General features: G+C 68.2%; 18 protein-coding genes. 10 read left to right on the top strand and 8 right to left on the bottom strand.

Annotated elements, in window-relative coordinates:
- The first annotated feature begins 7 nt into the window (after positions 1-7).
- The 6 genes from DBO33_RS40565 (at position 8) to DBO33_RS40540 (ending at position 6,432) form a co-directional block, all read left to right on the top strand.
- The gene (locus DBO33_RS40565; protein ID WP_234391300.1) at positions 8-2,053 is read left to right on the top strand and encodes an acetyl/propionyl/methylcrotonyl-CoA carboxylase subunit alpha; all 2,046 of its coding nucleotides are present in this window, start codon (positions 8-10) and stop codon (positions 2,051-2,053) included.
- Complete coding sequence (locus DBO33_RS40560; protein ID WP_107659746.1) at positions 2,050-3,210, top strand: acyl-CoA dehydrogenase family protein; 1,161 nt, start codon at positions 2,050-2,052, stop codon at positions 3,208-3,210. Before DBO33_RS40565 ends, DBO33_RS40560 begins: the two co-directional genes overlap by 4 nt.
- Before the next feature lie 12 nt (positions 3,211-3,222).
- Complete coding sequence (locus DBO33_RS40555; RefSeq protein ID WP_107659745.1) at positions 3,223-4,005, top strand: enoyl-CoA hydratase family protein; 783 nt, start codon at positions 3,223-3,225, stop codon at positions 4,003-4,005.
- A 4-nt stretch (positions 4,006-4,009) separates the two neighbouring features.
- Positions 4,010-4,624: a TetR/AcrR family transcriptional regulator gene (locus DBO33_RS40550; RefSeq protein WP_107659744.1), complete on the top strand. Its 615-nt coding sequence runs from the start codon at positions 4,010-4,012 to the stop codon at positions 4,622-4,624.
- Between the two features lie 54 nt (positions 4,625-4,678).
- Positions 4,679-5,557, top strand: a complete 879-nt coding sequence (locus DBO33_RS40545) for a phosphotransferase family protein (protein WP_107659743.1) — start codon at positions 4,679-4,681, stop codon at positions 5,555-5,557.
- 101 nt (positions 5,558-5,658) lie between these two features.
- Entirely contained in the window at positions 5,659-6,432 is a 774-nt protein-coding gene (locus DBO33_RS40540; protein ID WP_107659742.1) for an SDR family oxidoreductase, read from the top strand.
- A gap of 86 nt (positions 6,433-6,518) precedes the next feature.
- Here DBO33_RS40540 and DBO33_RS40535 read toward each other — a convergent pair whose 3' ends face one another.
- Together DBO33_RS40535 and DBO33_RS40530 are read right to left on the bottom strand one after the other, a co-directional pair.
- A complete protein-coding gene (locus DBO33_RS40535) occupies positions 6,519-8,543 on the bottom strand; it encodes a glycosyltransferase family 39 protein (RefSeq protein ID WP_107659741.1) in 2,025 nt (674 codons plus the stop codon).
- Positions 8,540-9,829, bottom strand: a complete 1,290-nt coding sequence (locus DBO33_RS40530) for a bifunctional glycosyltransferase family 2/GtrA family protein (RefSeq protein ID WP_234391299.1) — start codon at positions 9,827-9,829, stop codon at positions 8,540-8,542. Before DBO33_RS40530 ends, DBO33_RS40535 begins: the two co-directional genes overlap by 4 nt.
- Before the next feature lie 158 nt (positions 9,830-9,987).
- On the opposite strand from DBO33_RS40530, the gene DBO33_RS44515 reads away from it, so the two are divergent.
- Positions 9,988-10,113 carry a hypothetical protein gene (locus DBO33_RS44515; RefSeq protein ID WP_255508388.1) on the top strand — a complete coding sequence of 42 codons (126 nt, stop codon included), beginning with the start codon at positions 9,988-9,990 and terminating at the stop codon, positions 10,111-10,113.
- An 85-nt stretch (positions 10,114-10,198) separates the two neighbouring features.
- Here the strand turns inward: DBO33_RS44515 and DBO33_RS40525 are convergent, their stop codons facing one another.
- Positions 10,199-11,719, bottom strand: coding sequence for an MFS transporter (locus tag DBO33_RS40525; protein ID WP_107661020.1), 1,521 nt, complete (start codon positions 11,717-11,719; stop codon positions 10,199-10,201).
- 139 nt (positions 11,720-11,858) lie between these two features.
- On the opposite strand from DBO33_RS40525, the gene DBO33_RS40520 reads away from it, so the two are divergent.
- The gene (locus tag DBO33_RS40520; protein WP_159080749.1) at positions 11,859-12,869 is read left to right on the top strand and encodes an Lrp/AsnC family transcriptional regulator; all 1,011 of its coding nucleotides are present in this window, start codon (positions 11,859-11,861) and stop codon (positions 12,867-12,869) included.
- A gap of 10 nt (positions 12,870-12,879) precedes the next feature.
- Here DBO33_RS40520 and DBO33_RS40515 read toward each other — a convergent pair whose 3' ends face one another.
- Positions 12,880-13,728, bottom strand: a complete 849-nt coding sequence (locus DBO33_RS40515) for an SDR family NAD(P)-dependent oxidoreductase (protein WP_107659739.1) — start codon at positions 13,726-13,728, stop codon at positions 12,880-12,882.
- On the bottom strand, positions 13,725-15,317 hold the full coding sequence (locus tag DBO33_RS40510; protein WP_107659738.1) for a flavin-containing monooxygenase: 1,593 nt from the start codon (positions 15,315-15,317) through the stop codon (positions 13,725-13,727). The genes DBO33_RS40515 and DBO33_RS40510 overlap by 4 nt, the downstream gene beginning before the upstream one ends.
- A 141-nt stretch (positions 15,318-15,458) precedes the next feature.
- Between DBO33_RS40510 and DBO33_RS40505 the strand changes: the two genes are divergently transcribed.
- Positions 15,459-16,181, top strand: a complete 723-nt coding sequence (locus DBO33_RS40505) for a TetR/AcrR family transcriptional regulator (protein WP_107659737.1) — start codon at positions 15,459-15,461, stop codon at positions 16,179-16,181.
- A gap of 212 nt (positions 16,182-16,393) precedes the next feature.
- Here the strand turns inward: DBO33_RS40505 and thiD are convergent, their stop codons facing one another.
- Positions 16,394-17,239: a bifunctional hydroxymethylpyrimidine kinase/phosphomethylpyrimidine kinase gene (thiD, locus tag DBO33_RS40500; RefSeq protein WP_107659736.1), complete on the bottom strand. Its 846-nt coding sequence runs from the start codon at positions 17,237-17,239 to the stop codon at positions 16,394-16,396.
- A 91-nt stretch (positions 17,240-17,330) separates the two neighbouring features.
- On the opposite strand from thiD, the gene DBO33_RS40495 reads away from it, so the two are divergent.
- Entirely contained in the window at positions 17,331-18,479 is a 1,149-nt protein-coding gene (locus DBO33_RS40495; protein ID WP_107659735.1) for a GTP-binding protein, read from the top strand.
- A gap of 22 nt (positions 18,480-18,501) precedes the next feature.
- Here DBO33_RS40495 and DBO33_RS40490 read toward each other — a convergent pair whose 3' ends face one another.
- Together DBO33_RS40490 and DBO33_RS40485 are read right to left on the bottom strand one after the other, a co-directional pair.
- Positions 18,502-19,125 (bottom strand): NAD(P)-dependent oxidoreductase, encoded by a 624-nt coding sequence (locus tag DBO33_RS40490; RefSeq protein ID WP_107659734.1) that lies wholly within the window; start codon positions 19,123-19,125, stop codon positions 18,502-18,504.
- 171 nt (positions 19,126-19,296) lie between these two features.
- Positions 19,297-20,433, bottom strand: coding sequence for an epoxide hydrolase family protein (locus tag DBO33_RS40485; protein ID WP_107659733.1), 1,137 nt, complete (start codon positions 20,431-20,433; stop codon positions 19,297-19,299).
- Positions 20,434-20,586: the final 153 nt, after the last annotated feature.

The following is a 20,586-nucleotide window of genomic DNA, read 5'->3' as shown; positions in this document are numbered from 1 at the left end:
GGGGACCATGACTACATCGCGCAGCGATTCCATGGGCGCAGGCGGCCGGCTGATCGACACTGTCTTGGTCGCCAACCGTGGCGAGATCGCCCGCAGGGTGTTCGCCACCTGCCGGCGGATGGGTCTGGGCACCGTAGCGGTCTACTCCGACGCGGACGCCGCGGCGCCCCATGTCACCGAAGCCGATGCGGCAGTGCTGCTTCCGGGCAATACGCCTGCGGAGACCTACTTGCGCGGCGAACTGATCATCGAGGCGGCGCTGGCCGCCGGTGCGGACGCGATCCACCCCGGTTACGGATTCCTTTCCGAGAACGCCGATTTCGCCAAGGCGGTGCTCGCCGCCGGGCTGGTGTGGATCGGGCCGCCGGTCGAGGCCATCGAGCAGATGGGCTCCAAGGTCGCCTCGAAGAAGATGATGGACGCCGCCGGTGTGCCCGTGCTGGCCGAGCTCGACCCGGCCGAGGTCACCGAGGCGCACCTGCCGGTCCTGATCAAGGCGTCGGCCGGTGGTGGTGGTCGCGGCATGCGCGTGGTGCGCAGCCTCGGCGACCTCGAGGCGCAGATCGAGGCGGCGCGGCGCGAGGCGGCGTCCGCCTTCGGCGATCCCACGGTGTTCTGCGAGCGGTACCTGGAGACCGGCCGCCACATCGAGGTGCAGGTGATGGCCGATACGCACGGCACCATCTGGGCGGTCGGCGAGCGCGAGTGCTCCATCCAGCGCAGGCACCAGAAGGTGATCGAGGAGGCGCCCTCGCCGCTCGTCGAGCGGGTCGACGGAATGCGCGAGCGGTTGTTCGAAGCGGCTCGGCTGGCCGCGGGCGCCATCGGCTACACCGGTGCGGGCACCGTGGAATTCCTGGCCGACGAGCGCGGCGACTTCTTCTTCCTGGAGATGAATACCCGCCTCCAGGTGGAACATCCGGTCACCGAATGCACCACCGGCCTGGATCTGGTTCGCCTGCAACTAGAGGTGGCTTCCGCGGCCACGCTCGCCGCCGAACCCCCGGCGATGTACGGGCATTCGATCGAGGTCCGGCTCTACGCCGAGGACCCGGCGCATGACTGGCAGCCGCAGAGCGGCACCGTGCATCACATCGACATACCTTCGGTGGCAACGGAATTCGGCCTGCTGGACCGCCCGGGTGTGCGCCTGGACAGCGGCGTGGTGGACGGGTCGGTGGTCGGCGTGCACTACGACCCGATGCTGGCCAAGGTCATCTCCTACGCCGAAACCCGCAGCGAGGCAGCGCGATTGCTGGCCAACGCCTTGCATCGGGCGAAGATTCACGGTCTGGTGACCAACCGCGACCTGCTGGTGCGGGTGCTGCGGCACCCCGCTTTCCTGGCGGGCGACACCGACACCGCGTTCTTCGGCACGCACGGACTCGACACCCTGTCGGCACCTTTGGTGTCGGAGTCCGACGAGGCGCTGTCCATCGTGGCCGCCGCGCTGGCCGACGCCGCGGCCAATCGCCGCACCGCCCGGGTCGGCGGCGGGCTGCCCAGTGGCTGGCGGAACCTGCCGTCCCAGTCGACGCACAAGCTGTTCGAGAGCCGCACCAGCGGGACACACGACATCGGCTACCGCTACACCCGCGGTGTCGTCGCGGTGGACGGTTTCGACGGACTAGAGCTCGTCGAAGCCACGCCGGATCGCGTCGTGCTCGCCGTTCCCGGCGAAAAAGGCTCGGTGCGAAGGCATTTCGCTGTCGCCCGCTACGGCGATCAGGTGTGTGTCGACTCCCCGCTCGGGCCGGTCAGCGTGCGCAGACTGCCGCGCTTCAGCGACCCCGCCGACCAGGTGGCCACCGGCTCGCTGCTGGCGCCCATGCCGGGCAGCGTGATCCGGCTCGGCGCCGAGGTCGGCAGCCGCGTCGAACAGGGCCAGCCCATTCTGTGGTTGGAGGCGATGAAGATGGAGCACACCATCGCCGCGCCCGCCGCCGGTGTGCTCAGCGCCGTCAATGTCACCGTCGGCCAGCAGGTCGAAGTCGGTGCCGTACTCGCCGTCGTCGACCCTGCCGAGGGCACGGAATCCCAGGAGACAAAATGAGTTTCATCGAAACCGAAGAGCAGACGGCGCTGCGGGCCGCGGTCGCCGCGCTCGCCGCGAAGTACAACTACCGCGACTACGTGCTGCCGAAGGCGCGCGCCAACGAGCCGCTGACCGAACTGTGGGACGAGGCAGGCAAACTCGGCTTCCTCGGCGTGAACCTGCCCGAGGAGTACGGCGGCGGTGGGGCGGGCCTGTACGAGCTGGCGCTGGTCATGGAGGAACTCGCCGCCCAGGGCGCGGGGCTGCTGCTCATGGTCGTCTCCCCGGCCATCTGCGGCACCATCATCACCAAGTACGGCACCGACGAGCAGAAGCGGCAGTGGCTGCCCAAGCTCGGCGACGGCTCGGCCAAGATGGTGTTCGGCATCACCGAGCCGGACGCGGGCTCCAACTCGCACCAGATCACCACCACCGCGCGCCGCGACGGTGACGACTGGATCCTCAACGGCCGCAAGATCTTCATCTCCGGCGTGGACCAGGCCGAGGCCGTGCTCATCGTGTCGCGCACCGAGGATCACAAGACCGGCAAGCTCAAGCCCGCCTTGTTCATCGTGCCGACCGACGCCGAGGGCTTCCACAAGACGCCCCAGGAAATGGACATCATCGAGCCGGATCACCAGTTCACGCTGTTCCTCGACGATGTCCGCCTGCCCGGCAGCGCGCTGGTCGGCAAGGAGGACGCCGCGCTGATGCAGCTGTTCGCCGGCCTGAACCCGGAGCGGGTGATGGGCGCCGCGATGGCCATCGGCCTGGGCCGCTACGCCATCGACCGTGCCGTGGAGTACGCCAAGGAACGCACCGTGTGGAAGACGCCGATCGGTGCGCACCAAGGCATTTCGCATCCGCTGGCCCAGGTGAAGATCGAGCTGGAGCTGGCGAAGCTGATGATGCGCAAGGCGGCGACGCTCTACGACAACGGTGACGAGATGGGTGCCGCCGAGGCCGCCAATATGGCGAAATACGCTGCGGCCGAGGCGAGTATCAAGGCACTCGACCAGGCGATCCAGACCCACGGTGGCGCCGGTCTCACCAAGGAGTACGGCTTGGCCGCCATGCTGGCGGCCGCGCGGATCGGCCGGATCGCCCCGGTCAGCCGTGAAATGGTGCTGAACTTCGTCGCCCAGTACTCGCTGGGCCTGCCGAAGTCCTACTGAGAGGCCTTCCCCATGACCGAGACCGTGACCGGGCCGTTCGTCCGCTATGACGTCGCGGACGGCTTCGCGACGCTCACGCTCGATTCGCCGCACAACCGGAACGCGTTGTCGTCCAAGCTCGTTGCCGAACTCCTGCGGGGGCTCGACGACGCGGCCGCCGACGACGCGGTCCGTGGCATCGTGCTCGCGCACACCGGCAACACCTTCTGCGCGGGCGCCGACCTCACCGAGGCGAGCAATGCCGACCCCGCGGTGGCGGCCGACGACCGCACCCGCACCATGATCGGTGTCCTGCGCCGCCTGCTCGCCACCCCGAAGCCGGTGATCGCGCAGATCGACGGCAATGTGCGCGCGGGCGGCATGGGCATCGTCGCGGCCTGCGATCTTGCGGTAGCAGGCCCGACCAGCAGTTTCGCCCTCACCGAGGTGCGAATCGGGTTGGCCCCGTTCATGATCTCGCTGACCCTGCTGCCGCGGCTCACCTCGCGTGCGGCCAGCAGGTACTTCCTGACCGGCGAGAAGTTCGGTGCCGACATCGCCGAACAGATCGGGCTGATCACCACCAGCGCCGCCGACCCGGTGGCCGAGGTGGCGCGGCTGCGTGCGGAGCTGCGCAAGGGCTCGCCGCAGGGGCTGGCCGAGAGCAAGCGACTGGTGAACGCGGCCGTGCTGGCCGAGTTCGACGCCTCGGCCGAGGAGCTGGCCAAGCGCTCGGCGAGCTTCTTCGGCACCGCCGAGGTGCACGAGGGCATGGCGGCCTTCCTGCAGCGCCGTCCGCCGAGCTGGGCAGAATAGCCCCATGGCGACACCCCACGAACCCAAGCAGGACCGCAGCCGAGCCACCCGGCAGCGCCTGTTGGAGGCGACCATCGACTGCCTGGCCGAAACCGGCTGGGCGGCAGCGACGGTCGCGGTCGTCGCCGAGCGGGCCGGGGTGTCCAGGGGCGCGGCGCAGCATCACTTCCCGACCAGGGAGGACCTGATCACCGCCGCGCTGGAGTACATGTTCGACAGCCGGACCCAGCAGGCCAGGGAGGAGGCGGTCGCGGTCGCCGCCCTGGCCGGCGGGGTCGGCCGGACCGAGGCCGTGGTGGCCGGCCTGGTCGAGTCCTACACCAGCCCACTGTTCAAAGCGGCGCTGCAGGTCTGGACACACGCGGCCGCCGATCCGGCGCTGCGTGAGCGAATTGTCCCGTTGGAGGCCAAATTCGGCCGGGTCTCGCACCGGCGCGCGGTGGAGGCGCTCGGTGTCGACGACGCCGATCCGGTCACCCACCACCTGGTCCAGGCCACCCTCGACCTGGCCCGCGGTCTCGGCCTGGCCGATGTGCTCACCGACGACTCCGCGCGTCGCAAGCAGATCGTCCAGCAGTGGGCGGCGACGCTGCACGCGGCGTTGAACGCGCCGCGCTGAATGTGCTGAGCCGATCGGCGCGCAACAGTCCGTGCGTGCCTTAGGGTCTGCCGTATGGACAGTGCGGAGTACGGCGGGCTCGAGCAGACCCTCGGCCAGCCGATTGCCGGTAGCGCGCCCGCCGAATGGGGTTTCCAGAACCGCACCGACCTGCTCACCCTCGCCGACGGCGACCGGATGGTGCTGCAGCGCTACCGCAATCCCGACGACGCCGAACGCCGCCTGCGGGTGATGCACACCCTGCTGGAGCCCGCCGCCAAACGCGGCATCACCATTCCGCGCATCCGCCGCTTCGATCTCGACGCCGACCCGGCCTGGATCGTCTTCGACGCCCTGCCCGGCGTCCCGGTCCCGGCCAGCGGCGAACTCGATCTCGACAGCCCGCGATTCGCCACCCTCGCCCGTGAGATGGGCACCCTGCTCGCCGCTTTCCGCCGCCTGCCCACCGCGGGCCTGCAACTCGACGACCTCTGGGCCAGTCCCACTCGCCTCGTCGAAAGTGCGACCGGCTGGGCCGCACCCCTGCAACTCGGCCCGGCGCACCGCACCAATCTCGACCGGACCCTGAAATCCCTGCCCACGCTCTTCGCCGACCGCCCCACCGTGCTCGCGCACGGCGACTTCACCCCCGTCAACATCCTCACCGACGGCGAAACCATCACCGGCCTCCTCGATTTCGAGTCCATCCGCCTGGCCGACCCCCTCTTCGACCCCGCCTGGTGGTCCTGGTCGGTCAGCCTCGCCGGCCCCCTCCCCGCCGCCTGGCCGGACTTTCTCGAGAGCGCCGGCTTCGACTCCACGGATCCCGAACTGCCCCTGCGCATCGAAGCCCTGCAAATCCTGCGCATGCTCGAACTACTCGCCGAAAAACCCGATCTCGCTCCCGTCGTCCGGGACGTCGTGCACGAGCGCCTGCTGGCAATGCTCAGCTGAACGGCTGCTACCTGGCCTTTTGCGGGATGTCACACTCGCTGACGCTGTGTCGTCCTCTCTGTGAACGCGGAACAACGCAGTGACACAGAGGAGCGGGAAGCATGACGACGACCAAGAAGATCGCGGTGGCCGGGGCGACCGGACGGCTGGGCAAGCATGTGGTGGATGTGCTGACCGAGCAGGGGCACGAGGTCGTCGCGTTCTCGCGGCAGAACGGCGTCGACCTCGAGACCGGCGCGGGTCTGGTCGAGGCGCTCGACGGTGTGCAGGTCGTCATCGACGCCGCCAGCACCCCCTCCGCCGACAAGGACATCGCCACCGAATTCTTCACCAAGGCCGCCCGCAATTTGCATGAGGCCGGTCAGCAGGCTGGTGTCGAGCATCTGGTCGCCGTGTCGATCATCGGCATCGACAACGCCACCGCGGGTTACAACGCCGCCAAGCTGGTCCACGAGCAGAAGCTGCTGGAAGGCCCGCTGCCCGTGCATATTCTGCGCGCCGCCCAGTTCCACGAACTGGTCGAGGTGATGACCCAGTGGGGCACCCAGGGCGACACAGCCCATATCGCCGCTATGCGCACCCAGCTGGTGGCCGCACGCACCGTCGCCGAAGCGCTCGTCGACCTCGCCGTCAACCCGACCGCCACCGCGACTCCGTTCCCCGAAATCGCGGGCCCGCAACCCGAAACCATGGCAGGCGCCGCGACCCTCTTCGCCGCCCGCCGCGGCGGCCCTGCCCACATCATCGAGTCCAGCGACCCGCAGAACCCGGACCGCGAAGCCTTCGAAGACGGCACACTGCTCCCCAGCCCGCACGCTGTCCTCGCCGGTCCCACTTATGCCGAGTGGCTCGAAGCCACCTACCCGGCCGCGTAGTAGCCCGGTGCACCACGGTCCGTAGCGGCAAGCGAAACTCGCTGCCGCTACGGGTCTTTCACGCCTCCGGTGCGGATCGAGGCGATTCAGCGGGTGGTGAGGTCGTAGAGCGTGACTCCGTCTACTTCGGTGGCGGTGAAGTTCTCCTGAACCCATTGGGAGATCTGGGAACTGGAGCCGGAGGGGGCGGGGCCGAATCCGCCGTTGTACCCACCTCGTTTGCTGCCGATGAAGTAGTGGATCTTTCCCTGGGCTACATATTCTTTGAATTGGTCGAGGGTAGGGGAGGGGTCGCTGCCGTTGAAGCCGCCGATGGGCATGACCGGCAGTTCGGTGGCCAGTTGGTAGCCCGCAGCGCTGTTCGAGCCGATGGCAGCGGCGGCCCAGGTGTAGGTGGTGCCGTTGTTTTCGAGCAGGGCCACCACCTTTTCGCTCGGTTTGCCGGCACCGAGTAGGCCACCCGCGGTGATGATTTCCCGCCCGGGACCACCGGCCGGCATCGCGCCCTGGCCCGGCCCGTTTCCGGGGTGCCCGCCGGGTGCGCGGCCGTTCGGTGCACCGCCGGGCGGAGGTGCGCCGGGACCGTCCGGCATGCCGTTCGCCCCCTCGGCCCACGGTGGCCTGCCGAACATGCCGAACCCGCCCACATTCGGACCCGCCGACGGGATGGAACCCTCGTGCGGCGTGGCGATGGTGTCGATGGCATACGCGGTCGGCCCGGCCAGTCCGGTGAACGCGATGGTCAGCGCGGAGACGACGGCGAGCTTGCGCCGGACGGGCACGAGCGCGGCGATTGTCGCCAGTACACCGACAACCAGCACGGTCCACCGCAACCACGGCACCCAGTGCACGCTGCGGGACAACAGCATCCACGCGGTCGCCGTGGTGAGCCCGACGGCGAGCGCGAGCATCGCCCGCACCCACAGCCGGTGCCGCTCGCGCCACAGCAGCACAGCTCCCGCGCCGACGAGCGCGCCGACGGCCGGAGCCAGCGCCACCGTGTAGTACTGATGGAAGATGCCCGCCATGAAGCTGAAGGTCAAGCCGGTCACCAACAGCCAACCGCCCCAAAGGATCAGCGCGGCCCGTCGCGGATCGGTTCGGGGAGCCTTGCCGCGCAACTGTATTCCGGCGATCAAGGCCACCAGTGCGGCGGGGATCAGCCAGGCGATCTGGCCACCCTGCGCCGCCTCGAACATGCGGGTGATGCCGGTGCTACCCCACATGCCGTTGCCCCCGGGCGGCAGCTCACCACCGGGTCCGACACTGCCGCTCTCGTTGCCGCTGAGCCGGCCGAGCCCGTTGTAACCGAGCGTGAGCTCGAGAATCGAGTTGTTCTGCGACCCACCGATCCACGGCCGCGACGAGGCAGGCCACAGTTCCACCGCGAGCAACCACCAACCGGCCGCGACCACCATGGCCACACCCGCGGCCAAGAGCTGCACGATGCGTTTGCCCAGCTTGGGTGGCCCCGCGAGCAGATAGGTCAGGGCCAGCGGCGGAACAACCAGCAGCACCTGCAGCTGTTTGGTGAGAAAGCCGAACCCGACGAATACTCCGGTCAGCACCAGCCAACGCCAGCGCCCGTCCTCGACCGCCCGGGTGATCGCCCACGCCGCGGCGACCATCAGGAAGACCAGCAGCGCATCCGGATTGTTGAACCGAAACATCAGCACCGCAACGGGAGTCACCGCGAGCACCAGTCCGGCGAGCAGCCCGGCGGCGGGCCCGAAGGGCCTGCGCACCGTCGCCCACAGCAGCGCCACGCTCGCGACACCGAGCAGCACCTCCGGCACCAGAATGCTCCAGCTGTTCAACCCGAACGCCCGCACCGAGAGCTCCATCAGCCACAGCGAGGCGGGCGGCTTGTCCACGGTGATCGAGTTCGCCGCATCCGACGACCCGAAGAAGAACGCCTTCCACGACACCGAACCGGCTTGCACCGCAGCGGAATAGAACGAATTCGACCAGCCATTCACGCTCAGATTCCACAGGTACGCGATAGTCGTGCCGATCAGCAAGACCGCCAATGCCGGGAATTCCCACCGGGTCCTGCGCTCGGGCGCGGGCTGTGCCGGAGCCGCGGTGGGCGGCGCCAGGGTCGCGGTCATCGAACACCTTCCTCGTGGTCTGCGCCCGAATCAGCGTCGGAGCCGGTCGTTGCGAGCGCCTTGCGCGCCGGATTCGGCGTATTCCGGAACACCCACCGCAAGCCGACGAATCGCAGAATCGTGGCCACCAGATTGGCGAGCACCAGTACGAACAGTTCCAGATGCACCGGCGCGTCCGGCGCCCAATGGTGCAGGGTGAACAGCGATCCACTGGTCAGTGCCAGTCCGATACCGAAGATCACCAACCCTTGGAACTGGTGCGACACCGCACCCGTCGCCCCGCGCACCCCGAACGTGAACGCCCGGTTGGCTGCCGTATTGGCGACCGCGGTGATCAACAGCGCCAGGAAGTTCGCCACCTGCGCATCGGTGAACGATTGCAACACCACGTAGAGCAACAGATAAGCCAGCGTGCTCAGCACGCCGACGATGGCGAAACGAACCAGCTGACCGACCATGCCGAGCGGCACCCCCGGTACCAGCGGTTCGCGCCCCACCGCACGGCGCAACTCCTCCAGCGGCAACGCCCCGGTGGCCAGCGCCCGCGTCAACCGCCCGATACCGAGCAGATCCTTGCGCGCGGTGTCGACGATGTCGACGCGACTGTCCGGATCGTCGATCCAGTCCACCGGCACCTCGTGGATGCGCAACCCGGCCCGCTCGGCGAGCACGAGCAGCTCGGTGTCGAAGAACCACTCCCCGTCGCGCACCAGCGGCAGCAACTGCCGCGCCACCTCGCTGCGCATCGCCTTGAACCCGCACTGCGCGTCCGAAAAGTGCGCTTGCAGTGAGGCTTTCAGCAAGAGGTTGTAGCAGCGGGAGATGATCTCGCGCTTCGGCCCGCGCACCACCCGCGAGGACGAGCTGAGCCGGGTGCCGATCGCCAGGTCCGAATGCCCGGTGATCAGCGGCGCCACCAGAGGCAGCAGCGCGTTCAGGTCGGTGGACAGGTCCACATCCATGTAGGCGACCACTTGCGCATCGGAATGCTCCCAGGCCGCACGCAGCGCCCGTCCACGCCCCTTGGCATCCAGGTGCAGCACCCGCACGCCGTCGAGCTCCTCGGCCAGCAGCTCGGCGACCTGCAGGGTGGCGTCGGTGCTGGCATTGTCGGCCACCGTGATCCGCGCCGGGAAGGGGAACCCTTCGCGCAGATACGCATGCAGCCTGCGCACACAGATGCCGAGGTCGGTCTCTTCGTTGTAGACGGGTATCACCACGTCCAGCACGGGCGCACCCGGTGTCTCGGCTAATTCCGCCGCCGCGACGGTCACAGTCTCGGTCATAGGGACTACCTTCGGCCGCCACGTTGTCACGGAGCTGGGCCCCAGCTGTGAGGTTCCTGGGGGCGTGGCGACCAGCGCGGATCGGTCCCCGCGACGGCGGGCGTAGCGTACGGTCGGGGGATCGGGACCGTTCAGGTCCTCCGAGCAAAGGACCACGTTTGTCCGACAAGTCTCCGCGCAGCTCGATGTCGAAGAAATCCGGGAAGTCGCTGAAAGAGAAGCGAGCGGACAAGAAGACCAAGTCCGCGCCCGAGCAGAGCATCATCGATCCGAAGAAGCGCTGACCGCCGCTGAGCGAGGCGCTCGGCGCTCGCTCAGCGACAGTTCCGCGATCGGCCCGTGCGACAGGCCGCCCGGAATTCGCGCCGATCAGGCGGGCACTCGTGCCGCCTCTTCGGCCACCTCCGACACCGGACCGCTGCGTCGCCGCATCAGCAACAGCACGAGTACGCCGCCGATCAAGCCGACGACCCCACTGACCGCTAGCGTGCCCTGGACACCCGCCGCCGCGGCGGCCCGCACCGTCGCCGCCAGCGCGGACTGCGCCTCGGCTGGCACCTGCTGCACCAGCACCGCGGCTTGCCCGCCGCCCACCGCTCGCGCCGAGTCCTGCGCCTCCGGCACCGCACGCTCGGCGAGCACGTCTGCCGCTCGTGCCGTGAAAACACTGCCCAGCGTGGCGATCCCGAGGGTGAAGCTCAGCTGCTGCGCGGTATTGACCGCGCCCGTTGCCATTCCGGCCCGCTGCCACGGAACCGCCGCCATCGCCGCCGAACTCAACGTCGCGGTGGCCAGGCCGACCCCGAGCCCGATGACCAGAAAGCCAGGAACCAGTGCCGCCCAACCCGCTTCGCCGTGCACCAGCAGCGCGCCGGCCACACCGCCGAGCCCGGTGGCGAAGAGACCGCCCGCGATGATCCGGCCGCGGTGTTCGCCGTGCAGATACCGGCCGAAGCCACCGGACACCAGAAAAGCCATGACGGACAACGGGAGTCCCACCGCACCCGCCTGGATCGCGCTCAGTCCGAGCACCGACTGCAGCCAGATCTGGGTGTACATCAGCGCGCTGAAGGCGGCGAAGAACAGCGCACCGGCGGCGACGAGCACGCCGACGAACGAGCGGTCACGCAGCAGCGCGAGGTCGAGCATCGGGTGTGCCGAAGCCCGTTCGACGAGCAGGAACACGGCCAGCGACACCGCCGCGACCAGCAGCAACCACCAGGTGAGCGGATTGGACCAGCCGTGCTCGTTGGCCCGGATCAGCGCGTAGGTAGCGGCCGCCGCGCTGACGGTGAACGCCGCCATGCCGGCGACGTCGATCCGGCCGCGCTGCGCCCGCTCCCCGTCGGCGAGTACCCACAGGCACAGCGCCACGGCCACCGCGCTGACCGGCAGGTTGACGAAGAAGATCCAGCGCCAGGACGCGAGATCGGTGAGCACGCCGCCGATGATCGGCCCGATGGCGCTGGACGCGCCCGCGACAGCGCCCCAGACCCCGTACGCGGCGCCGCGGTCCCGTTCGGTGTACGCGTTGTTCAGCAGGGCGAAGGTGGTGCACGCCATGGTGGTCGCGCCGATCCCCTGCACCACCCTGGCGAGGATGAGCACGGTCGGGTTCGGTGCGAGGCCGCAGAGCAGCGAGGCTGCCGCGAACAACGACAATCCGGCCAGGTAGGTGCGGCGATGCCCGGCCAGGTCGGCGATCGAGCCCGCGCCGAGCATAAGCGCCGCCATGGCGAGGGCGTAGCCGTCGACGACCCATTGCAGTGAGCTGAACGACGCGTTCAAGTCGTTCCGCATGTCGGGTAGTGCGACGTTCACGATGGTGACGTCGACCAACAGCATGAAGGTGCCCAGACACACCGTCAGCAGCGGCAACCATTTGCGCAAAACCGTTGTCCTCTCTCGAAATCGGGGAGTTGGAGACGGCGTCGAGTATCCGGAGAACCAGGTCGAACGGACGCCACGATGCGGACTCGGCGTACATTTCCTCCCTATGAGCGCCGCTGGAATAGGCAAAAACTCCATCTTGGATGCGGTTGATACGCAGATCGTGCAGGCGCTGCAGCTCGATCCCCGGGTCTCGTTCAACCGGGTCGCCGCCGAACTGGGCGTCGCCGAGCAGACCGTCGCCCGTCGCTACCGGCGGCTACGCCGCGACGGCGTGGTCCGGGTGATCGGCGCCGTCGACTCCCGTGCGCTCGGCGAGAACGACTGGATCATCCGGGTGCACTGCCGTCCGGACGGCGCGCGGCAGGTGGGTGAGGCGCTGGCCCGCCGCGACGACGCCGCGTGGGTCGCCATCGCGGCGGCGGGCGCCGAGGTGAACTTCTCGCTGCACCCGCGCACCCAGCAGGATCGTGACGACCTGCTGGTGCAGCGACTCCAGCGCACGGCGCCGGTGCACGACGTCGCTGCGGCGATGATCCTGCACCGCTTCGTCGGACCGGGGGCGGTCGACTGGCGCGGCAGGCAGGCCAAGCGTGTCGAGGGCGAGCACGCGGCGGCCACAACGGATTACACCGAAGCCGACCTGCAGCTCCGGGACGAGGACGACGCCCTACTCGAGCTGCTGGCCCGCGACGGGCGCGCAAGTTACTCGGTCCTGGCGCGCGCCACCGGCATGAGCATCGGCCGGGTGGCGCGCCGCATTGCCGCCCTCCAGGCCGCCGGCATTCTCTATTTCGATCTCGACATCGCCCCTGCCGCAATGGGTTCCAGCCTGTCGGCCTTCCTCTGGCTGCGGGTCGCCCCGGCGCAACTGGCTGCGATCGGCCGCGCCATCGCCGAGCACGACGAAACCGCCTACGCCGCAGCGGTAACCGGGCCGTTCAACATCTTCGCCGTGCTGACCGCGGACACCGCCGACGATCTGTACCACTATGTGACCACCAAGATGGCGACCCTCGACGGCGTGCACAGCTTCGAACTCACCCCGGTGCACGAACGACTCAAGCAGGCGGGCTCACGCACCAGCGCAGGCCTGCTGATTCCGCCGCCACCGGTGCCGCCGCGCTCCGGCGCGGCCCGGCGTCGCTAGTCGCCCTGTCCTACAAGGCGATACCGAACCGTGCCGCCGTCCGCCTGCCCGCCCGGTACAGCGGGACGCCGAGGTCCTCGTAGGCCGGTCCTAGCAGGCGCGGTATCAGGTCGATGGCGCGGGCATCGGCCCCGATCAGCACGCGGGCCTTGTTCTTCGCGACGCCGTGCAGGATGGTTTTCGCGGCGGCATCCGGGCTGGTCAGGGTGAGTGCGTCGAAGCCGCGACGGATCGTCTCCACGTCCACGTCGTCGGGGATACCGCGGGCGCTCACCGCGATATTCGTCTTCACGCCGCCCGGATGTACGCAGGTGACACCGACCGGATGCCCGGCGATCCGCATCTCCTGCCGCAGCGCCTCGGTGAAGCCACGCACCGCGAATTTCGCTGCGTTGTAGGCGCTCTGCGTCGGCACGCCGACCAGCCCGAACACCGAGGACACATTGACGATGTGCCCGTCGCCGGAGCCGATGAGGTCGGGCAGGAAGGCCTTGGTGCCGTGCGCGACACCCCAGAAGTTGATGTTCATCAGCCAGTCGAAGTCGTCCCACGTCATGTCCTCGACATCGGCGCCGAGGGCCACGCCCGCGTTGTTGATGACCAGGTTCACTTGTCCGAATTCGCCGCGCACGGCCGCCGCGTGCGCGTACACCGCAGCCCGGTGCGCGACGTCGAGCTCGTAGGGAACCGCTGTCGCACCGAGCTTTTCGCAACGCCCCGCGGTGTCGGCCACTGATTCGGTGTTGATGTCCGACAGCGCCAGCCGAGCCCCGCGCCGGGCGAGTTCCAGCGCCAGCGCCCGGCCGATGCCGGAGCCCGCGCCGGTGATCACGGCGACTTTGTCGGTGAAGTTCTTCATTGAACGTCCTCGGGGTTGCGGGGCGGGTGGGTCGATCGACCGTTGCGGTGGGGCGTTGGAAAGGTTTGCATCGGAATGTCTTCCAGGACGACCGTGCGCCGCGTCGGGGAACTCGGTGCGGGGCCGATGAACTCGTACTCCGCCGGGTCGAGCCGCCTGGTCTGCAGCCAGTACTGCCAGGTGAACCCGGACCACAGCGTGCGATTGTTGCCGTGCTCGTCCAGATACCAGCTCTGGCAGCCACCGGTGTTCCACACCGAACGCGAAAGTCCCTGTTGCAGCCGGGCATTGAATCGGTCCTGCGCCGCCCGCCGCGGCACCAACGCGACCGCGCCCTGCTCGCGCACCCGCCGAATCGCCTGCAGCACATAGTGGATCTGTGCCTCGATCATGAAGATCATCGAGTTGTGGCCGAGGCCGGTGTTCGGCCCGACCAGGAAGAAGGCGTTCGGCATGTCGGCGACCGTGATCCCGCGGTGCGCCTGCACACCCTCCCGGTCCCAGCGCTCGGTCAGGTCCACCCCGCGCAGGCCGACCATCGGCAGATTCTTGTACGAATTGAGGACGCGAAAGCCGGTGCCGTAGATGATCACATCGGCCTGGCGCTCGACACCGTCAGTGGTGACGATGCCGTCCTCGGTGAAATGGTCTATGCGTGCGGTGACCAGCTCGGTCTTGGGATCGGCGAGCGCCGGGTAGTAGGTATCCGAGCCGAGCAGTCGTTTACAGCCCGCCCGATAGTCCGGCGTCACCTGTGCCCGCAGCACCGGATCTGAGATCTGGCGCTCGATATGGCGCCTGCCGACCCGCTCGAGCACCTTCAGCAGCGCGGGCCGCCAGTTCATCGCGTACCCGCCGACCTCGGCGCCCCAATAGATTCCGTTGCGCAGCGCAATCCGCAGGCCGGGCACCCGGACGAGCGCACGCCGGAAACGTTCGGAGAACTCCACGTCCGCGCGCGGCATCACCCACGGCGGGGTGCGCTGGAAGACCGTCAATGCCGCCACCTCGCCGATGATCTCCGGCACGAACTGCACTGCGCTGGCGCCCGTTCCGATCACCGCCACCCGCTTGCCTGCCAGGTCGACCGCGTGATCCCACTGCGCCGAGTGGAATGCGGCACCGGTGAAGTCCGCGCTGCCGGGAAACTCCGGAATGCTCGGAATATGCAGCGCGCCAACCGCGGACACGAGGAACTGCGCGACATATTCCTGACCGTCCGCGCTGAACGCGTGCCAGCGCCGCTCGTTTTCGTCCCAATACCCGTGCGCCATGTGCTGCCGGAAGCGGATGTGTGGCCGCAGCCGATACTTCTCGGCGACGTCCTTCAGATAGTTGAAGATCTCCTGCTGCCCGGAGAACAACCGCCGCCAAGTCGTGCGTGGCTCAAAGGAATACGAATACAGATGCGTCGGCACATCGCAGGCGCAACCGGGATAGGTGTTGTCGCGCCAGGTGCCGCCGATCTCCGCGGCCTGCTCCACGATGAGGTAATCGTGGATACCCGCCTTGTCGAGGGCGATGCCCATGCCGAGGCCGGAAAAACCGCTGCCGACAATGAGGACTCGGGTGTGGATCGCGGACGTCATCGTCCCCACCGGCTCTCTGCGTTCGGAACCTGATACCACCGGTTCTGGGTAGTTTCCCGAGTGTGTCCCACGCCTCAGCCGATGTCAACGGCGCGACCCGGTCATCGGTACCGCTGGTAGCAGGTAGCATCCGGAATTGTGATGCGCAGCGGGCGAAAACTGGACGAGGTGCCACGCAAGCGCGTCGACGCACGCACGGAGCGCTGGCGGGAGCACCGGCTGAAGGTGCGGGAGGAGTTCGTCGACGCGGCGTTCCGCGCGCTGGACAAGTTCGGCCCGGAAGTCAGCATGGGCGATATCGCCAAGGAGGCCGGCGCGGCAAAACCCAAGCTGTACCGGCACTTCGAGGACAAGACCGACCTGTACAACGCCATCGTCGACCGGGTGCGCGACATGCTGTGGGAGCAGCTGATGTCGAGCGTGGATCTGACCAACGACTCGGCGCGCGAGCTGGTGCGCCGCGGTGCCGCGGAGTACGCGCTGGTGGTGTCGCAGCACCCCAACGTTTTCCGGTTCATGCTGCACAGTCATTTCGCGCAGCAGTCCGACGATTCCGAACGCGCGCTGCAATCGGCGCGGCAGTCCGCGAAACGGGCCGCTGATCTGTTCGCCGAATTGGTAGCCGACACCGCGGTCGAGGTGGACAGTGTCGAGCTCGTCATCTACTCGATCTTCGGCGCGGTCGGTTCGGCCACCGACTGGTGGCTCGGCGCGAACCGGTTGAAGACGCAGCCGATGCCGATCGAGAAGTTCGTTGCTTACCTTGCCGAGACCATCGCCGCGCTCACCGAGGCCAATGCCCGGCTCAACGGCATCGTCATCGACACTGATCTGCCACTGCACCTTGCCTTTTCCGGCGAATAGCGCCTTGCCTCGCCGACCGCGGCCTCGCCGGGGGCGGCGCTGGAACCTTTGGTCGCATCCACCCGAACGACGTTGTTCTGATCGACCGCTTCGTCGAGGCCAACCGCGTTTGCGACACCTCTATTGTCTCAGCACCCACCGACAAGAACCGCCCCCTTAAGGGGCTGCTCGGGCGGTGGATCACCCCCCAATTTCCGGGGGTTGCTGTGCTGTCAGTCGTGGTGCAGCCGCCACAGCGGGGACACCGGACCGTGCCCCGCGCCGAGGTCGTACGACGCGGCGAGGCACCGATAGGTCCACTCCTTGGCGAACTCCACCGCCTCGGGCACCGGATACCCGTTGGCCAGCGCGCACGCGATCGCCGCGGCCAGGGTGTCCCCGCCGCCGTGATCGTTGCCGGTGCCGATGCGCGGCGCGGTGAACTCCAGGAACTGCGCGCCGTCGAAGAGCAGGTCGGTGCTGTACTCCGAGGCGCGCAGGTGCCCGCCCTTCACGATCGCCCACTGCGCACCCAGTTTGTGTAGTGCCTCGGCGGCCGAGCGGGCGGACGCGTCGTCGGTGACCTCGATGCCGGTGATCAGCCGGACCTCGTCGAGGTTCGGCGTCACCACCGTCGCCAGCGGGATCAGCGTGTGCCGGACGGCATCCAGGGCCTCCTCGTGCAGTAGCGGGTCGCCGTGCATGGAGGCGGCGACCGGATCGACCACCAGCGGGATCTGCCCGTCCCGGCCGATGCCCACCTCCCGGCAGACCGCCGCGACGGCCTCGATGATGGCGGTCGAGGCCAGCATGCCGGTCTTGGCCGCGCCGACCCCGATATCGGTGGCCACGGTGCGGACCTGGCCCGCCACGATGTGCGGTGGGATCTCGTGGAAGTCGCTGACCCCCACCGAGTTCTGCACCGTCACCGCCGCGACCGCCACGCAGGCGTGCACCCCGCACAGGGCCATGGTGCGCGAATCGGCCTGGATTCCGGCGCCGCCACCGGAGTCGGTCCCGGCAATGGTGAGCACCCGGACGGGGGTCTGCCCGTCGGGGGTCAATGGCAACAGCTTCACCAGACAAACCCTACGACCGTCGGCCCGAGTTGCCACGCGCAACCGTCGACCCGGCTGGCTGACAGCAAATGAAAACCATTATCATTAAGGAATGATCACCTCACCGCCTGTCGACCTGCTCCCCGTCACCGTGCTGTCCGGCTTCCTCGGCGCGGGCAAGACGACACTGCTCAATCACATCCTCGCCAACCGGGAGGGCCGCCGGGTCGCGGTCATCGTCAACGACATGAGCGAGGTCAACATCGATGCCGCGCTGGTGGCCGGCCAGGGGCACCTCGATCGCACCGAGGAGAAGCTCGTCGAGCTGACCAACGGCTGCATCTGCTGCACGCTGCGCGAGGACCTGATCGAGGCGGTGGGCAGGCTCGCGCGGGAGGGGCGCTTCGACCAGCTGGTGATCGAGTCGACCGGCATCTCCGAGCCGATGCCGGTGGCCGCCACCTTCGACTGGGAGTTCGAGGACGGGTTCAAGCTCGGCGACATCGCGCGGCTGGACACCATGGTGACCGTGGTCGACGCGTCCACCTTCCTCGCCGAGGTGGCCCGTGGGCAGGCGCTGGCCGAGCGGAATCTGCAAGCGGGCGAGGGCGATGCCCGCACCATCGCCGACTTGCTGGTGGATCAGGTGGAGTTCGCCGATGTGCTGCTGGTGAACAAGACCGATCTGGTCGGTGCGGCGGCCGCGGGCGCGGTGGAAGCGACTGTGCGCAAACTCAATCCGCGCGCCCACGTGCTGCGCACGACCAATGGCATCGTCGAGTTGAGCGACGTGCTCGGCACCGGCCGGTACAACCCGGTCGTCGCGGCGGAGACCGAAGGCTGGGACGAGGAGCTGGCGGGCGGGCACCCGCCGGAGACCGAGGAGTACGGCATCCGCAGCCTCACCTACACCGCCGACCGGCCGTTCCATCCGCTGCGGCTGTCCGAGGCGCTCGGTGAACTGCGTGGGCTGTTGCGCAGCAAGGGTTTCTGCTGGATCGCCAGCCGCGCCACCTTGGCGGCCGTCTGGTCCCAGGCCGGGCCGAATCTCGTCTTCGAGCCCGCCGCGTGGTGGTCGGCGCTGGAAGTGCCTGCCGGACAAGAGATTGTCTTCATCGGTATCAAACTCGATCAGGACAAGGTGCGTGCCCTGCTCGACAGCGCGTTGCTCACCGATGCGGAGTTCGCCGCGGGGCCGGCCGAGTGGGCCGGCTACCCGGACCCGTTCCCGGCCTGGGGTGAACTGCACGAGCACGCTTAGGTCGGGAGTGGTGGCCGGCCACTCAATTCGAGATACCCGGAGTCTGCCGCAGGTAGGTGGTGTCGGTCAGCTGCTCGAGCATGAAGTCGGCGATGTCGGCGCGGGAAATCTTCAGCGAGAGCCCGCGCTCGTCCGCGGGGAAGCCGCGCCGGAAGCCACGGGTGCGCGGACCATCGGTGAAGGCGCTGGGCCGCACGATCGTCCAGTCCAGATCGCAAGCGCGCACGTAGGTCTCCTGCTGCACGTGGTCGGCGTAGGCCTGGCGCAGCAGCATGCCGAACATCAGGTACTTCCATACGAAGTTCAGGTTGGCCCGGCTCTCGCCCACACCGAGGGTGGTCTGCACGATCAACCGCTTCACTCCGGTCCGATTCATCGCCTCGAGCACCGCCCGGGTGCCCTCGGCCCGGATGACGCCCTTGCGGCCCGCGCCGAGCGAGACGAGCACCGCGTCCTGTCCGGCGACCGCGCGCTCGACCGAATGCGTGTCCAGCACATCACCTTCCACGACGTGCAGCCGCTCGTGCCGCTGCTCGATCCCTACCGCGCTGCGGGTGAAGGCGGTCACCTCGTGACCCTGCTCGATGGCTTGGGCGACGACCAGGCGACCGACCGTGCTGGTGGCTCCGAAGACTGCGATTTTCATGGTGTCTCTCTCCTTGGTGAAAGCCGTTGAGCTGTTGGTGAATCAAGTACAACAGCGCGGAGTGAGACGAACCATGGCCGTGAGTCTCGATGGCATAAGAGACAGTCTCGGGTGTCTGGCGCATGCCGACGGCCCGCTCCCGACGGGCGGGTGCGGGCCGTGTGGTCGCGCTCAGCTGAGCTGGGCGAAGAACTCCCGAATGTCGCCTACCAGGATCTCCGGCGCCTCGTGCGCCGCATAGTGACCCGCCGCGTCGTTCGGCCCGCCCTGCGCGCTACCGGCGTCGTAGGAGTTCCAGCGGACGATGTTCTTGTGGTCGCGCTCGGCGAACCGGCGGATCGACTGGAAGTCGCCCTTGAACATGGCCAGCGCGGTCGGCACGGTGGTCGGCCCGTCCAGCTGTTCGGTGGCGTGCGCGTCTTCGTAGTAGAACCGAGTGGCCGAGCTCGCGGTGCCGGTCAGCCAGTAGAGCGCCACATTGCCGATGATGAAATCGGGGTCCAGCGACTCGCCCATCAGCTGGGCATTCCAGCCGAGCAGGCCCACCGGTGAGTCGGTCAGCGCGTAGGCCAGGGTCTGCGGCTGCTGGCTGAGGAAGGTGTTGAACGCCATCTTGTTGTCGTGGAACCACTGCAGGTGCCCCAGCGCCGCCATGTCCTCCCCGGACATGCCCTCGAACTCGGCCGGATCGCCGGACGGGAACGAGAACAGCTGCGTCACATGGAGTCCGATCAGCTTGTTCGGCACCAGCTTGGCCATCTCGGGCGCGATCATCGAACCCGCGTCGTTGCCGATCGCGCCGTAGCGCTGGTAGCCGAGCCGGTCCATCAGCTCCACCCACGCCTTCGCGGTGCGCACCCGGTTCCAGCCGGTGCTGCGGGTCGGGCCGGAGAAGCCGAAGCCGGGCAGCGACGGGATCACCAGATGGAAGGCGGGCGCATCGGCCGACTCCGGCTCGGTCAGCGGGGCGATGACGTCGAGGTATTCGAGGATCGAGCCCGGCCAGCCGTGCGTCAGGATCACCGGAACGGCGTCCGGCCGCGACGAGGTGATGTGCAGGAAGTGGATGTCCTCGCCGTCGATCTCGGTGGTGAACTGCGGGTAGGAGTTCAGCTTCGCCTCCAGCGCCCGCCAGTCGAAGCTCTCCAGCCAGTACTGCGCGAGGCTGCGCACCCGATCGCCGGGCACGCCGTAGGAGTCGCCGACACCCGGCAGTTCGCTCGGCCAGATGGCGCGGCGCAGCCGGTCCGCCAGATCGTCCAGCTTGGTCTGCGGGACGTTGATCTGGAAGGGCTTGATGGTGCTCATGGCGTTCTCCTTGTGAAACGGAATGTTTCGTTCTGTTCCAACTCTAACAGAACGGATCATTCCGTTTCAATACCTGACGACAAGTTTTTTGTTCGCCCAGCTCAGTAGGGCTCTAGGGACGCAAAACAGCCCACACCCGGCCGGATGTGGGCT

The sequence above is a fragment of the Nocardia suismassiliense genome, assembly GCF_900269665.1.
In the GTDB taxonomy this organism is placed as follows: domain Bacteria; phylum Actinomycetota; class Actinomycetes; order Mycobacteriales; family Mycobacteriaceae; genus Nocardia; species Nocardia suismassiliense.
Note: the sequence above shows the minus strand (reverse complement) of the source record. Positions and strands in the feature narration are given on the sequence as shown.